Raw genomic sequence first — 16,070 nt, 5'->3', positions numbered from 1 at the left:
GTCCTATAGATCCCTAAGTACAAGTTTGTCTGCTACATCACCATCTTTTAAATAGAAAGATCCGCTCACTACTACGTAGTCGTCGCCTTTCACATTTCCAGAGATACAAGCTTGATAAGCATCTAAAGATCTCAGTTCAACGGGTGTCGAGACCACCTCGTTATTGCGTACCACATTGATATGTAGTTCCTCTTTCTCTCCCACTAGCGCCGAGTAGGGAATACAGAATGAATCTTTAGCCACCGTTGTTTTTGATGACACTGTAACGGACTTGCCCGAGAAGAGATGTTGGTTTGCATTGTCCAATGTGTAGGTAACGGTATAGGTCTGTTTGATCAGATGAGGAAGTGGAGCTATCTCGGTGACATACCCGTTGATAGGAGTGTCTGATTGATACCAGGTAATAGAGCCTGAATCGTTGATACTAAACTGGTCGATCATATTTTCTGGCACATCAATCTCAACGTCCAATGCGGAGTTATCTTGCATGGTTGCTACGGCAATACCGGGTAGAACCTGCTCATGGGCATCAAATTCTACGCTGGCGATAATACCGTCAAAAGGTGCGACCAACTGTGTATAGCCTAATGTGTCTTTGGCTCTCTGGATGTTTTTATTGACGACTTTCACTGCTGAAAGGCTACGTTCATAACCACTCGTGGCACGGTCCAAATTTACACTGGCAATCGCATTGTCAGCGATTGCTTGTTTAACCCGTTTTAACTCGGCTTTTGCTAGTTTGTGAGCTGATTTTGCTTCAATCATCTTTGCTTCTAGTTCTTCGAGTGCTACTTGATAGTCATGAGGATCTAAGCGAGCAATTACGTCACCCTTTCTAACACTATCGCCTGCTTGTACGTGAACTTCGCTCAGCGTACCGGGAACTCGAAATGCCAAGTTAGCGCTATCATGAGCACGGACTACACCACTAAAATGCTTGGTTGAATTATCTTCTAAGCTATTGAGTCTGATCACCTGTAAAGTGGTTTGTTTTGGTTCAGGTTGCTCTAGCACCTTGGCTTGATTGCAGCCAAGCAACGCGATGGACGTTGCGATGCAGAGTGTGATTGTGTTTATTGTTTTCATAATAGATAGCTCCGTAATAATGGAGCTATCTTAATATTGAACAGTGTTCAAATAAGCCGTCTCTGATGAGACTTACTGTCATAAAAATTATGACAATTGATTGAGGCGCGGTATTTCTGAAGAGAGGTGCTCGATGAGCACTTTACTGGCTTTATTCAATGTTTTTGGCTGAGGGTAGAGTAGCCAACCATCTTCTTTTATGGCTGTTTCTTGAGGTAGCAAAGGTACGAGCGTTCCTTGTTTTAGCTCTCGTTGTATCATCATTGTCGGTAAGAAACTAATACCTCGGCCCCTTATGGTCGCGCCTTTAATAAAGCCGACACTGTTGGCGATTAAACTTGCTTTCACAGAAGCGGTACCTGAATCAAAGTGCCACTGGCTGTCGATATCACCACTAGGCCAGCGAAAACAAATACACTTATGTTGATCAAGTTCGTCTAACGACTCTAGAGCTCCAAACTCTTCAACATACTCAGGCGAAGCGACTAACGCTCGGCGATATTGAATCACTTTTCGGGCAACAATATCAGAGTCGAATATGGTTCCGCCGTGAATAGCGATATCTAAACCCTGCTGAAAAATTTCATTGAATCCGTTACTGATACTGCGGATGTCGAGTTGAATCTCAGGGTATTTGTCATGAAATTCGAACAAGATAGGCTGCAGAAGGTCATAAGTCTCGGGTAGGACTCCGAGCTTAATTTTCCCTGTAAGCATATCTCTAGAACTGGACAGTGATTGTTGAGCACGGTCGAACAACTCTATGGCTTGGGTAATTTCGTCAAAATAGGTGCTACCACTGTTTGTCAGCGATAGGTTGCGGGTTGTCCGGTGAAATAATTGCGACCCTACTGCCTTTTCGAGTTCATTGATTCGTCGACTGACATTGGCTCTAGGCAGATCAAGCGCATTGGCCGCGGCAGTAAAACTGCCTAGTTCTACTACTTTTGTGAACAGTTTTAGGTCTGCAATTTTCATATCAGAATCGTAGTGCTAAAAAGACGGAATTTTCGAGCGTATGATAGTAATTAAAAAGATGAACAACATGGTCTAAAAAGGACTGATTGCCTCATTAGCTAGCGTGATATGAATAGATTGGTATGGAATATTGAAGAGGAAGGGTAGGTTGGTAGTATGCATTGACTGTATCGTTCGAGTTTGCCAGTTGCATACTACCTTTGTTGTTTTAGATAATACTTTCTAGACGAGAGAGTTATTTAGCCAGAGGCATAATTTCGAAACCTTGCTTAAAGCTATCTAGCGAACTAGCCAAATCTTTTAGCGTCTTCGCATCACCTTCAACTTGAGCTTTGTTGGACTTAATCAACTCATCAAGCGTAGTTTGACCTAACACCACCTTAGTTAAATCGGATTTGTTGATGCGTAGGGTGGTATCGGTATCTTTCACTATTTCATCGACTTCAAGGCTTGCCATATTGGCGTTAGACACTTCAACGTAATAGGTTTCTTGAACGTCAGGATGAACCACATTCATGTTGAAATCTAAACCTAGCGCTTCCGCTTTAGGAGCATTTAGACGCACAGCAATGAAATCTAGGAAGCTCGAAGTTGGTGTGTTGGCGATAACATCCGCCGATGCTACTTTAGTTCCTTCACCGATTTGGTTGGTACGAAGCTCAACCGCAGCTTGTAAATAGCTATTACGCCACGCCATGGTTTCTGACTGATAGCCTTGCTGCTCAAAGCTGTCAGCTAACAACTCGCGTGCTTGTTTGTTATCGGGATTACACATGACAACATCATTGAGCAGTTGAGAGGCTTGTTGATACTCGCCCGCCGCAAAATGTTTTTGGCCGACTTTCATGAAGGTATCGATACCAGCAGCGTTAACATAGGTACATGACTTATCAACTGTAGTCAGTGGATTGGTGTTAACTGGATTCATGTCGTAATAACCTAAATACATGTTCACAACAGCACGAGCATTATGCGAGTAGGAGCCGTGGTAACCTCTTGAAGCCCAGTTGTTTTGCTGTGTTTTCGGAATGATCTTGTCGATCTCACGTCCAACATCATTAATGGTGACACCGTGGTTTGCAAGGCGCAGCGACTGATTGTGGACAAATCCATAGTTATCGCGCTGAAGGGTAATGTAGTCGGAAATTTCGTTCCCTTTATCATTCCACACCGGAGCAGAGTGAGCCGCGTGAATACTGTCGACTAATCCAGAGTCTACAAATCGCATTTTTAGCTCTGTCAGGTACTTAGTCCAGATTAACGAGTCACGGACTTTAGCACCGCGGAAGGTATAGATATTGTGTTGGCCGTCATAGGTCAGTTCTGCAGTATGCAGTGTGCGGTATTCTGGGATGTAATGAACAATCTCTGCGGGTGCTTCTGCTCCTGGCATATTGATAAAGTGGAACTCTAGCCCACCAATATCAACGGTTTCTTCTCTTTCTTCAATGTACTGAGTTGGCGCTACGAGCGTAACATTACCTTTTGATAAGCCCATACCCAGTGCATTATCAACAATACCAGTGACATCGTTACCCAGTTCTGAGCCGTATTGATAAGCTGAACGACGTCCCATTGCGTTGCCCGCTAATACATTTTCGTCCGCCATTTCACGGATGAAATCTACTGGTGCGATAATAGGAGCACCTTCTACAAAGTCACCTGACTCGTAAATACCACGCGAGCCGCCGAAGTGGTCAACGTGCGTATGCGAGTAAATCATACCTACGATGTTATGCTTGCCGTTGATTTTCGGAAGATGCTTTTTCGCAAACTCCCAACCTGCTAGTGCGGTTTCAGCCGTTACCATAGGGTCGTGAATTATGTAGCCTGTTTTTGCTTTGTAGATAGTCATGTTTGAAAGGTCTGCACCACGAATCTGATACACACCTTCAGTGACTTGATACAGACCACCTGACGTAAAGTTCATCTGTGCTTGTCGCCAAATCGAAGGGTTAACCGAGGCCGGGATTTCATCATTATCTAAGTGAGCCATGCGGTTTTTTAGCTCTCCTGCACGATGGTCACAAAACTCGGCTATTAGACCTCGCTTAGAACGATCAAACGCGGTGGTATCTTTCCATGGAAGTGTTTTGGCGAGCGCATTGTTGGCTTCGATAGTGTGTGAAGTTGCTGGTTTACCCTGGTAAGTCTCTACTGACTCGTAATCTGCAAATGCATGTGCAGAAACGATAGATAATACCGAAACAGCTAGAATGGATTTTTTCATAATGGCCTCATTATTTGTGGGCTTTTAGTGTCTGAGGCGCATTGTAGATAGCGAGCTAAGGACCAACAATGCAGTGGGAGCGATAGCTGATATCACAACGATAAATATCAGTATGTCTATTTGTGACAGAATAATGATGTCAGGTGGGACTAATGGTTATGGGAAGCAAGAAGAGTGTATGAGGACTAAAAACAACAAACCTCCACTCAATGAACTGAGCGGAGGTAAATGGCGACATAACTGTATGTATGACGCGTAGAACGTCTACTTATATTTCTTAAAAATAATCGATGTATTGATACCACCAAAAGCAAAGTTATTGCTCATGATGTATTCAGCGTCGATATTGCGTCCTTCGCCGGTGATGTAATCTAATGCACCACATTCTTTATCAAGGCTGTTCAGGTTTAACGTTGGGCTAAACCAGCCAGAGTTCATCATCTCTAAACTAAGCCAGGCTTCAATAGCGCCACAAGCCCCTAAGGTATGACCAAAATAGCTCTTAAGAGAACTGATAGGAATGTTGCCAAAGACATTGGCTGTTGCGTTACTTTCTGCGATATCACCACGCTCTGTAGCGGTTCCATGGGCAGAAACGTAGCCGATCTTATCGGCGGTGATACCGGCATCTCGTAACGCCATCTCCATACAGATTTGCATGGTCTCCATTTGAGGCTGTGTTACATGTGCAGCATCGCAGTTACTGGCAAAACCGATGATCTCGGCGTAAATAGTAGCACCTCTAGCAACGGCGTGTTCGTAATCTTCAAGGATCAATGTGCCAGCGCCTTCGCCAATGACTAAGCCGTCTCTGCTTGAGTCGTAAGGGCTCGGCGTAGACTTTGGATCATCGTTTTTTAGGCTGGTGGCAAATAGCGTATCGAAGACGGCCGATTCTGTTGGGCAGAGCTCTTCGCCACCGCCTGCAACCATCACCGTTTGATAGCCATGTTTGACAGCTTCAAAAGCATAGCCAATCGCCTGACTTCCTGATGTACAAGCACTACTGGTAGGAATGACGCGACCTTTAAGGCCGAAGAAGAGGCCTACATTGACCGCGGTAGTGTGGGGCATCATCTGAACATAAGTGGTTGCGGTGATAGCTTTAGTACTTTTTTCATTGAGCATCACACCAAACGCACCAATGGCATCGGTACTTCCGGTCGAAGAACCGTAAGCAATACCAGTTTGCCCGTTAGTCAGAATGTCGTTGCCAATAAGTCCTGATTGCAATAATGCATTTTCAGTAGCAACAGTAGCGAGCTTAGAAACACGCCCCATACCGCGCACTTGCTTACGTTTATAATGCTTAGGCAGTTCGAACTGATCAATTGGTGCGGCTAATTTAGTATTCAACCCGTCATATTGCTCGTAACTCGGCATATATTGAGTGGCGTTTTCACAGGCGCGAAGCTTCGGCTCAACCGCCGCCCAGTCGTTGCCAAAAGCGGTAACGCCAGACATTCCTGTCACAACAACACGGCGACTCATACTAGGCCTCCGTTAACAGAGATAACTTGGCGGGTGACATAAGAGGCAATATCAGACATCAGATAGCTTACCAGACCAGCCACTTCTTCAGGCTCACCCATTCTTCGGAGTGGAATTTGTGGCATCGCGTGCTCTTTCACGTGTTCGTCCACCATTCCAGTGTCAATCAAACCAGGTGCTACGCAGTTCACAGTGATCTTGCGCTTAGCCAGTTCTAGAGCAAGCGACTTTGTTGCACCAATGACTCCAGCTTTTGCAGCACTGTAGTTCGTTTGCCCGCGGTTACCCATGATTCCTGATACCGAGGCAAGAGTGACGATTCTGCCGCCTTTGCGTTTTTGAACCATTGGCATTACACAAGGGTGAAGTACGTTATAAAAACTGTCTAGGTTAGTATGAATAACCCCGTCCCATTCTTGTTCTGTCATAGCCGGAAATGCGGTATCTCTAGTAATTCCCGCGTTGTTGACCACGCCGTAGTACGCACCATGCTCTGTAATATCCGCCTCAATTTGTTCACGACATTGTGCACGATTGCTGATATCAAACTGAATCAATCGACCCTTGCCGCCATTGGCTTCGATGGTTGATAACGTTGCTTGAGCGCCTTGTTTATCGCCCATGTAATGCACGGCGACGGTAAAACCATCATTAGCGAGTTGTATAGCAATGGCTTTACCAATACCTTTACTGGCACCAGTGACTAAAACTTGTCGGCTCATTGGGAGTTCCTATTTTTCATTTCTTCTAATTTTTGTTCAGATGGCACGTAAACATTGAGTTGGCATGAAGCAACTTGTACTCCATCAAGCTCAAGCCGAGCAGAAAATACCGCCATTCCACTAACTTCAATCACTTTCTCAGCATAGACATCGAGAGTTTGTCCCTGCTCAAAACGGTCACAATCAACCTGGTAACGTCGGCTACCTAATAAAAAACCGATGGGCGGTGTCTCACCTTTTTGTTTGGAATGAAACCCTGACCAAGCAGCGATAGATTGTGCCATGAACTCAATACCGACGTATGCAGGAGTGGTCTTAGATTCGTTATCAAAAAACAATTGGTGCTCACCAATATCCACTTGGCAATGCACTGATTCTTCTTGTACATCAATCAAACGGTCCACCAAAATCATTGGTGCATCATGAGGAAGCAATTCGGCGATGTCTGGAAAATTAGTCATTCCATTCTCCAAAAATAAGACTGATGTTGTTGCCGCCAAAGGCAAATGAGTTACTCAATATTGCTTTTCCATTGAGTTTGAGGTCAGTCTCCACAAGGCTGATTTCGATGTCGGACGCTTTGTTTTTGCAGGATTGCTTAGGCAAAGACAAGTCAGATTTGAGTATGTGGTAAGCAATAGCTGCTTCTGTTGCACTGGCTGCGCCAAGTGTATGGCCAGTAAATGGTTTGGTGGAGCTAACTGGCACGTTAGTACCAAAAACACGAGCAATAGCTTTGCTTTCCATACTATCGTTTAACGGTGTCGCGGTTCCATGGGCATTAATATAGCCAATATCTGCAGGGCTTAATTGAGCATCTGCTAGGGCTTTTTGCATTGCTTCTTCCGCACCACGACCTTCCGGGTGAGGTGCTGAGATATGATGGGCATCAGAACTGTCACCAGCCCCTAGCAAAGCGATTGGCTTGTTATCGGTGTCTAATGGCTGATGACCAAGCAGCATAAAGGCGGCGGACTCACCAATATTGATTCCATCTCGATCTGCATCGAATGGACGACAAAGAGTATTGGATAGCGCTTCTAAGCTATTGAATCCGTTCAGTGTTAGTGCACATAGCGTATCTGCGCCGCCTACAATAACCGCATCTACCAGCCCTGACTTGAGTAACCGTTTCGCTGTGATGAATACACGCCCACTGGAAGAGCAGGCTGTTGAAATCGCATAACAAGGACCTTTGATGCCAAAGTACTTAGCAATAAAGTCACTACAGTTACCCAGCTCTTGTTTGGTGTAATGATATTCTTTTGGAAATTGGCCTGTAGCCAATATTTCAGTGTAAGCCACCTCACCGTCGGAAATCCCGGATGTGCTGGTCCCTACAATGACGGCGACGCGATCTGAACCATAATGATTAATGGCGGCTCGCACATTGTCTTCTATTTGTTGCAATGCAGAAAGCGCCAATCGATTGTTTCTTGAATCGTAGCGGCTAAGCTTGGCGGGAAGCTCAGGTAGTGCTTCTTTAACGCGTCCTACGACAGTCTCTTTTCCCGAATTCAACAATCCATGGTCGCGTTCCATATGGTTGCAATAACCTTGAGACAAGCTCCGTCTTACACCTTCAGGTGTATGTCCTAGAGCTGAGTGGAACCCGCAATCTTGGATGAAAATGGGTATTGGGGGAATGCTTTGCTTCATACCTATCTATTATTTACTGCCGTTGAGTTGAAAGTTGAGCGTTTGGATTACGATTGAGTACCCCAATTGTTGGTGCTCAAAGTAAATTTTACCACGAAGTGGATCTGGGTTGCTGTAACGGATTGTGATTACCGTAGCCCCAGTCTCATCGATGAGCTGACGTTGTTGCGTGGAATCTTTGATTCGCCAACCTACTGCGCTAAGTGAGGCTTCCCAAGCGCTCTTTGGCCAGAGCGTCATCATGAGATTAAACAAAATTTGCTCCGGCTCAGGAAGTGTATTCTCCAAGCCGTTCAGTACGTTTGCCTCGATATCGTTATTCTGATAACTCAGAGACATAATGCGTGTTCCCCAAGAAGAGAACCCCGCGAGTACAAGTTTGTCTTTATCCACTTGCAACTGCACTGGCAGCTGTGAGGACTCTGCTCCCTTTGGAGTTTGCCAGGTCGCACTGATCAGTTGACTGGCGCTGAGCTGATACCCTAGTTGAGCTGGAGTCGGCAGTTCAACCGATGTATTTGGGTTTAATTGCACTTGTGTAGAGGCATCTTGTGGTTGTAAAGCACAGCCTGTCGTCACTAGGAGAAAGAGCGTTGCGATCAACATACCGATACGTTGCTTTAGCCTATTAATAATCTTTATCGGTGTGTGAGCCAGAGTAGGAGAAAAGGTTAAGGTCATTTCATTTCCTTATTATCAACAATGGCTAAAGGCGAGAGCAGCCAAGCCACGAAAATACCGACTAATACGGTAATTCCGAAGCTGTGAATAGCGTGTGTTTGACTCAAAGACAGCAAACCGAATGACAATAATGTCGTGATAGCAGAAAGCGTGATCGCTAGTAAGGTGCTTTGGCATCGCTGTTGTTCAGCAAAAAACAAGGTGTAATCGATGCCAATACCAATGATTAGAATCAGTGCCAGTAGGTTAAACAGGTTTAATTCTCCACCAGACAACACTGTCACGGCCAATCCTGCAACACATGCGATGAGTGAGGGTAGAAGGATTCGTATGCTGTGAGTCGGACCATAGCGCCACACTAAAACGGCGGCTATAGTTGCAATGGCAAAACCCAACAACTCCATAATCTTGACTCGGTATTGAGCAAAAAGATCAGACACTTCTTCTGCCTTGTTCAGGTAGGTGATGTTGTTATGCTGGTGGGCTAGCTGTTTAATACTTTCAGCGCTAGACACATCTTTAAGTAAAATCACTGAGGCGACTTTACCTTCGATATCGCCGAGATATAAGAAACGAACTGGCTCAGATACCGCCTGTTTAAGGTAGTCAGTTAACGTGATCAATTGAGGCTGTTTCGCCATGGGCGGCAACTGACTTATTTGCAGCGCCGCTTTTAATGGTTCGGCTTGATCTGCGTATAAATTCTGAATTAACTGAAAATCTTGTGCCTGTCTTTGCTGCGAAGGAAAGTAGCGGCTTAGACTTTGGTAACCGGTAATCACGTGATTGTCTTGCCACGAGTCCAATTGCGGCTCTAGCGATTCTAAAGTTTGCATTAGTGCTTCGTTGTTTTGAGCGGTAATCACTAACATCTGCTGAGAGGATTGCATTCCGGTTAAACCAGAAATAGTAGATTCTTGCTGTTTTAAGTCCGCTGGCATCGCCTGCAACTGATGGATGTCATCGTTATAGCGTACTTTGGTGACAGCGATAGCGCTTAGCAGCAAAACAACCAGAGGTAGGCCCAACCAGACACTTCGATTCTGCCAATAGCCAAGCCACAGCTGACTCAACTTCTGACCCGGCAGAGCACGCGGCTGACTTGGTGTTTTTGCTAAGATTGGGTACCACGCGACTACAGTGACATAGGCCGAGATCAGTCCAATTGCCGAGAACAATGCCAACTGTTGTAAGCCGGGGAAAGGGGCAATTAATAAACCTAGGTAACCAATTAGACTAGTGAGTAGCCCAAAAGTGATCGCTACAAAAATATGTTGCAACCCTTTGAGGCTGTTCCAATTATTACCCGCTGCTAAACGGTCAGTAAGAAAGTGAAAGGCATAATCAATAGACACACCAATCAAGCTAGCACCAAACACTAAGCTAAATAGGTGAACCTGTCCAAATATCGCTGTTGTCACTGCTAAAGCAACCAACAAACCCATGGATACTGAAAGAAGTGCTAGAGCAAGTGGCACGACACTTCGAAAAACGAGAACAATTAACAGCACTACGCCAACGAGCGAAAATACGCCAATTGTACTGATTTCGGACTTAGCACTGCGAGTACCGAAATCGGCATAAAAAAGTACACCAGTATGTGCAACATCAACGTCAAACTTGTGCTTGAGCTGCTGCTGCCAGTGCTCGATGTCAGGCACGGCTTTCTGCGCCTTCATACTATAAGGTGAGTCGTTGAGTTCAGCCGTCACCAGTAAATAGGTTTTGCCATGATATTCTGTGGTTAAGAAACCGTTCAGTAATTGGAACGCTGAAGAAGAGTGACTTACTTGACTTAAATAATCGCGAAACAGTAGAAAAGGGTCATTCTCCAATTCGCTACCTGTAACGCCAGAAAATGGGTTGTAAATCGCTTGAATAACTTGTTGTGTTTGGGCGCTAGGGTTAGTGGTTAGTCGCTCTCTTTGATCTTTGGTCAGTTGCTGCCAGCGGTGTTGAAAGTAATATTGAGCCCATTGCTTTTGTTGGTCTTGCGATATTTTCGCAGTGACCGAAGCAAAATAGGGACTGTCTTTCAGTTGATTAGCAAAAGCGTTTGCAGCGTTGAAGAGAGACGAGTGCTCTTTAGAGTTACCGTCAGTCGATAGCACAAACACCACTTTGTCACTCATACTGGCTGTCACTTTATTAAATGCACTTTCCGCGATAGGGTTTTGCTGGTTGACGGGGAGCAGCTTTAGAATGTCAGTCTCAATTGGTGAGGTCGCTGAGAATCCCCATTGCTTGATCAGTAAGAAAACAGCAAATACAACGATGCCAGCCCACAATGTGGCCAGTTGATAACAACGTGTTTGAGTGAACTGTAGGCGGCGCATAATGTTAGAACTTGAATTGAGCTTGTTCGGCATCCGTTAAGCTTTCAGGTTGGTAGCTTTGGTTGCTGAAAAGGATGTCGGTTTTATCGCCACGTATCTCTTGCAGTGTTAAGCGCTCAAGGTCGCTTTTTCCACCTAGTGTGATGGTATTAAAAACGGCATTGAGTGGTGCGGCTTTAGGCGTTAAAGCTAAGGTCCATTGGCCATTGTCGGCTTTAAACGTCATATCAAATTGCTGCTTAAGCTGGTCGGTATCACCATGAAACACGGCTAGGAAAATATGGCTAAAATAAAATGCCATAGGATTATCCTTTGCTGTGATAACTTGTGCAGGTTGGTCCGCGAAAGTCTGGCGTAACTTGTCTTTTGTTAACACTAACTGCACCGTAAAGGGCACATCTTGCCGCCATAATAAACCGTGCGTTTTATCGAGTGTAAATTGACCTGTTGAAGTTAAAGGTTGGTCAAACATTGCGAGCGTGCGCTTCTGTTCAAAATCGCCACGTACGATAGGATGTTGAGCGAGTTGCTGTTGCAACTCTTCCATTGTGTTGACTTGGGCCAACGCAAAAGGAGAAGCAATGAGCAGCATCATTGTAGCTATAGTTCTCAAGGCTGAACAATAGCGTCTAACGTGGATATTTTGTCTAATTTTCATTATTGAAATGTCCTTGTTTATGCCATTGCTCAACTTTATCGGTGAAAATAGTTGGAGAGACGAAACACATCTCTTCAGTTTCAATGGCTACTGCCACCTGTGTGGTATGCGCTTTACACATACGAGCACCAGTTTGCGCATCGTAAATCACATAGTCGACTCTCAGACGGTTTTCCCATTCAGTTAACTCTGCCGTTATTCGGATCTCATGATTGAAGGGAATGGCTTTCACGTATTTCACTCGAGTATCAATGATCGGCCACGCATAGCCAGAGGCTTGCATGGCACGATAATCGTAGCTAATTTTACTCATCAAAACTCGGCGGGCTTCTTCGAAAAATCGAAAGAAATTCCCGTGATAGATGACGCCCATAGGATCCGCATCTTGAAAAGAGGTAATGATGTTGACCTCAGCCGTAAGCGGATGTTGAATATCAGTCATAACGATTCCTAATACTGTATAAACCCATGGGGTTAATTAAACAATTTAACCAGAGAATGATTTACGTTGTAACGGTAAATCTAGCTTAATAAAGAGACCAGTGGCGCTGTTGTATGCGCTGCATGAAATGGCGCAATTCCGCTTCTAAAGGACGATCTTCAATGACCATTTCAAACTCACTTAATATGGATTCTCGAATTGCCTTCAGATTGTCGCTCATATGATGTTCATCTAACTCATTTTGGCGTTTTCTGAGTTCTATGGCTTGAATACCAGCTAACAAAGAAGCCGCGGCAACTTGCTCAGTGAGCTCTAAAACGCGTAAACAATCACGAGCAGCAATGGTACCCATGCTGACTTTATCTTGGTTGTGACACTCTGTAGAGCGAGAGAAAACACTTGCTGGCATCGTGTGTTTTAGAGCTTCAGCTGTCCAAGCCGAGATACCGATTTGTACCGCTTTAAAGCCGTGGTTAATAGGCTTACGTTCACCTTCAGCGCCCGTTAGGTTATACGGTAAGCCATTGTTGAACTTGTAATCCATTAGCTGTGCCATTTGACGATCAAGTAAGTCGGCGAGGTTGGCAACACCCGTCTTGAGCGTGTCCATTGCCATAGCTATATGTCCGCCATAGAAATGACCTCCGTGCAATACGCGTTCGTTATCACCGTCAATGATCGGGTTATCGTTGGCGCTGTTAAGCTCGTTTTCAATCAGTTGTCGTAACCAAGGCAGAGAGTCTTGAACAACACCAATGACATGTGGTGCGCAGCGCAATGAATAGCGGTCTTGCAGACGGTCACTGTTACGAGGTGGTCGCTCAGCCTGAAGATCATCACGTAGCCACGCTGCAATTTGCTGCTGACCTGGGTGCGGTTTTACAGCAAATAGTGCTTCATCAAAGTGGAAGTCATTGCCGTGGATCCCCACTGAAACCATCGCAGTGATCTTGGTGCACAGTTGTGCAAGGTATTCTGCACGCTTATACGCCAAACAAGCGAGAGCAGTCATCACAGAGGTGCCGTTCATGAGTGCCAAGCCTTCTTTTGGCCGCAGCGTGATAGGCTTGATGTTCAGTTCGTCAAAGACGTCTTTAGTCTCACGAATCTCGCCTTTATACAGTACATCTCGTTCACCGATAAGGGCCGCGGCAAGGTAAGACAGCGGTGTTAAGTCACCACTGGCACCTACAGAACCTTCTTGAGGAATTCTTGGTGCTATATCGTGATTGATCAGCGTTGTAATTTGGTTGAGTAGATCGTGAGAAACGCCTGACATACCTTGCGCTAATGAGCATAAACGGGTCGCAAGCACAGCGCGAGATTGTTCATGAGTGAGTATGTCGCCCAAACCACAGCCGTGAAAACGAGTTAAATGAAGTGGCAGCTCATCGACAAGGTTTGGTGGAATAGCAACAGTACATGAGTCGCCATACCCTGTGGTTACACCGTAAATAACACCTTCTTCTTTAAGAAGACGTTCTAAAAAAGCCACACTGCGGTCAATTTTGGCAACATACTCAGGAGCGCTATTCATACTAGCTGTTGCGCCAGCAGAAATGGCGACGACGTCTTCAATAGAAAGGCGCTCTGCGCCGAAGGTGATGTTATTTTTCTTGGTCATTGTGCTTACTTAGCGTCCAAAAGTTGAAAAAGTTGTACCACTGTAGTGGCGACTTTACGGCATAGTGCTCTAGGCGGTTCGCATACCGCTGGACAACGTGTTCCATAGCGTCTTGTCGATTGTTACGTGGTAAGGCTATTTTGTCACTAAAATGCTCAAAATAGACATTAAAATGTGGTTCTTTGCGGCTATCGTCTCGAAAGCCAAAAATTAGATAGACTGGAGCTTTGAGTACCGACGCCAACATAAACGGCCCTTGAGGAAAAGGAGCGGGTCTATCTAAGAAGTCGGCCCAGACGCAGCGTTGTTCTTTGCTCGTCGATGTTCGATCGCCAACGATAACTACCCATTCGCCTTGCTCGATTTTTTGTTGCAGCATGATCGCCGTATCTGGACCCATCTGACTGACCTGAATTAGGTTAAGGTCAGAGTTTGGATTAATGGCTCTCATTACTGAGTTAAATTGCTCGGCATGTTCTGTGAAAACTAAGGCATTAATTTGGATATGGGAATAGCGCTGGCTGAGAGCACGGCACAACTCAATATTACCAAGATGAGAACCCAGTAATAAAACACCCCGTTGGCTATCAATCAAAGGCTGAAACTGCTCTTGGCCATGAATCGTTAGATTATCTAGAGAGAAATGCCCTTGCCATGCTGCCAGTTTGTCGAGCATGGTATGACCGAACGACAATAGGTGTTTCTGACTGGTTAAATCATCTGGCAAAGCAATGTTGCGACATTCCGCGTAGTGCCTTAAATTGGCGAGGTATTGCTGCGAAGCATTACGCGCTCGGGCATTGGTTAAATGGTAGTAACCAATAACCATGGGTAAAACGAGATTGAAAGCTCGACGCCCCAGCAAACGGTAGACCCAAAGTAAGGTTTTGATGCCGACAATGGTGCCACGTTCTTTTTGTGTTGACCAATGAGCACCCGATTTGTCTGAAGAGCCATGAGGCGTGTTCACATTTTGGTTGTGAAAATGGCGGGCGATCAACTTAGGGCTACGCGGTAACATGCCAAAGAACAACTTCGTATGCATCTTGCTTATCTTTACGTTGTCCCACAAGGCATCAAAGTGAGAGATACCACCCTCTGGGTACATAACGCGGGTATCAATAAACTGAATGTCACAACCTTCCCAATACATACGAACCAAGATCTCAATATCAAAATCCATTCGCGTGCCGATATTGTATCGATTGAGAACATTGAGAGTAGCCTCAACCGGATAGGCTCTAAAGCCACACATGCTGTCTTTTATTGACAGCGAAAGTGTTTCAACCCAAACCCAAAAGTGCGTGATATAGCGCCCATACAAACGGGATTTGGGGACGCTACTGTCATAAACCGGTTTGCCAGAGATAAGCGAATATGGCTGGTTTTGTGATGCTTCGATTAAAACAGGCAGTGACTCTAAATCGTGTTGACCATCAGAGTCAATTTGTATGGCGTGAGTGAACCCAAGCGAACTTGCATGACGAATTCCTGCCATCACTGCGCCACCTTTCCCTTGATTTTGTTCAAGGGTAATAAGGTGCACGTCATGAGCGATAGCCACGGCGTTAAGCGCTGTTTTTGTAGTCTGGTCACTGCCGTCGTCGATAAGGATGATTGCAAAACCATATGGCTTTAACGATTTCACTACACTTTCAACAGTAGAGCCATGATTAAAACATGGTATGAGAAAGCAAGGCTGATACTGACGGCCTTGTTCTTGGATGCTCTCTGCATGTCCACGTTCTTTGCTGTTACTCACTCGAACTACCTAGTTTCATTTTACCGGAGGAATGCACGACGATGTCTTCTCCAGATATTGACGAATATTTAAACGCTAACTTTTGCGTCTCTTCATTCCAATTCAGAGTCAGTGTGATGATTGCATCAGGCAGAATAGGCTCTTGAAATTTAATCACTTCCATTCCTTTAAATGCAGAAGGAACGTTAAGGTACTCAACAGCGTAGTGGAGTGCCCAATCAATTTGAGTTACACCAGGAAGTAAAGGGAAGTGATTAAAGTGACCGCAAAAATCCAGAATATCGGCGTCTGCTTGAATACAAAGCGTTGCAGACGCTGATTGTACATCAGAATTTAGTACGGTCGGTTTTCTTTTTGTCATGGTCGTGTCGGTCTTAGTCTTTTAAATGTAAGTCGTGTAA

14 protein-coding genes are annotated in these 16,070 nt (G+C 45.1%); all 14 read right to left on the bottom strand.

Annotation, left to right across the window (positions count from 1 at the left end):
• Window positions 1–3 precede the first annotated feature (3 nt).
• On the bottom strand, window positions 4–1,086 hold the full coding sequence (locus MMA19_RS09295; protein ID WP_240206060.1) for an efflux RND transporter periplasmic adaptor subunit: 1,083 nt from the start codon (window positions 1,084–1,086) through the stop codon (window positions 4–6).
• An 87-nt stretch (window positions 1,087–1,173) separates the two neighbouring features.
• Complete coding sequence (locus MMA19_RS09290) at window positions 1,174–2,064, bottom strand: LysR family transcriptional regulator (protein WP_063603842.1); 891 nt, start codon at window positions 2,062–2,064, stop codon at window positions 1,174–1,176.
• A gap of 235 nt (window positions 2,065–2,299) precedes the next feature.
• Window positions 2,300–4,294, bottom strand: a complete 1,995-nt coding sequence (locus tag MMA19_RS09285) for an alkyl sulfatase dimerization domain-containing protein (protein ID WP_240206059.1) — start codon at window positions 4,292–4,294, stop codon at window positions 2,300–2,302.
• A 264-nt stretch (window positions 4,295–4,558) separates the two neighbouring features.
• On the bottom strand, window positions 4,559–5,785 hold the full coding sequence (locus MMA19_RS09280; RefSeq protein WP_062457442.1) for a beta-ketoacyl-ACP synthase: 1,227 nt from the start codon (window positions 5,783–5,785) through the stop codon (window positions 4,559–4,561).
• Window positions 5,782–6,507, bottom strand: a complete 726-nt coding sequence (locus tag MMA19_RS09275) for a 3-ketoacyl-ACP reductase FabG2 (protein ID WP_062457445.1) — start codon at window positions 6,505–6,507, stop codon at window positions 5,782–5,784. The genes MMA19_RS09280 and MMA19_RS09275 overlap by 4 nt, the downstream gene beginning before the upstream one ends.
• A complete protein-coding gene (locus tag MMA19_RS09270) occupies window positions 6,504–6,968 on the bottom strand; it encodes a hotdog family protein (RefSeq protein WP_240206058.1) in 465 nt (154 codons plus the stop codon). Before MMA19_RS09270 ends, MMA19_RS09275 begins: the two co-directional genes overlap by 4 nt.
• Window positions 6,961–8,166 (bottom strand): beta-ketoacyl-[acyl-carrier-protein] synthase family protein, encoded by a 1,206-nt coding sequence (locus tag MMA19_RS09265; RefSeq protein WP_240206057.1) that lies wholly within the window; start codon window positions 8,164–8,166, stop codon window positions 6,961–6,963. The genes MMA19_RS09270 and MMA19_RS09265 overlap by 8 nt, the downstream gene beginning before the upstream one ends.
• A gap of 9 nt (window positions 8,167–8,175) precedes the next feature.
• On the bottom strand, window positions 8,176–8,772 hold the full coding sequence (locus MMA19_RS09260) for a DUF3261 domain-containing protein (RefSeq protein WP_240206179.1): 597 nt from the start codon (window positions 8,770–8,772) through the stop codon (window positions 8,176–8,178).
• 71 nt (window positions 8,773–8,843) lie between these two features.
• A complete protein-coding gene (locus MMA19_RS09255; RefSeq protein ID WP_240206056.1) occupies window positions 8,844–11,216 on the bottom strand; it encodes an MMPL family transporter in 2,373 nt (790 codons plus the stop codon).
• Window positions 11,188–11,778: an outer membrane lipoprotein carrier protein LolA gene (locus tag MMA19_RS09250; RefSeq protein ID WP_107307007.1), complete on the bottom strand. Its 591-nt coding sequence runs from the start codon at window positions 11,776–11,778 to the stop codon at window positions 11,188–11,190. The genes MMA19_RS09255 and MMA19_RS09250 overlap by 29 nt, the downstream gene beginning before the upstream one ends.
• A gap of 52 nt (window positions 11,779–11,830) precedes the next feature.
• Window positions 11,831–12,283 carry an acyl-CoA thioesterase gene (locus MMA19_RS09245; protein ID WP_088877568.1) on the bottom strand — a complete coding sequence of 151 codons (453 nt, stop codon included), beginning with the start codon at window positions 12,281–12,283 and terminating at the stop codon, window positions 11,831–11,833.
• Window positions 12,284–12,368: 85 nt separating this feature from the next.
• A complete protein-coding gene (locus MMA19_RS09240; protein ID WP_006071859.1) occupies window positions 12,369–13,907 on the bottom strand; it encodes an aromatic amino acid ammonia-lyase in 1,539 nt (512 codons plus the stop codon).
• Entirely contained in the window at window positions 13,891–15,669 is a 1,779-nt protein-coding gene (locus tag MMA19_RS09235; RefSeq protein WP_240206055.1) for a glycosyltransferase family 2 protein, read from the bottom strand. The genes MMA19_RS09240 and MMA19_RS09235 overlap by 17 nt, the downstream gene beginning before the upstream one ends.
• Complete coding sequence (locus MMA19_RS09230) at window positions 15,662–16,030, bottom strand: 3-hydroxyacyl-ACP dehydratase (RefSeq protein WP_240206054.1); 369 nt, start codon at window positions 16,028–16,030, stop codon at window positions 15,662–15,664. Before MMA19_RS09230 ends, MMA19_RS09235 begins: the two co-directional genes overlap by 8 nt.
• Window positions 16,031–16,070 lie beyond the last annotated feature (40 nt).

It is taken from the genome of Vibrio sp. CyArs1 (genome assembly GCF_022432925.1).
Taxonomy (GTDB): domain Bacteria; phylum Pseudomonadota; class Gammaproteobacteria; order Enterobacterales; family Vibrionaceae; genus Vibrio; species Vibrio mediterranei.
Note: the sequence above shows the minus strand (reverse complement) of the source record. Positions and strands in the feature narration are given on the sequence as shown.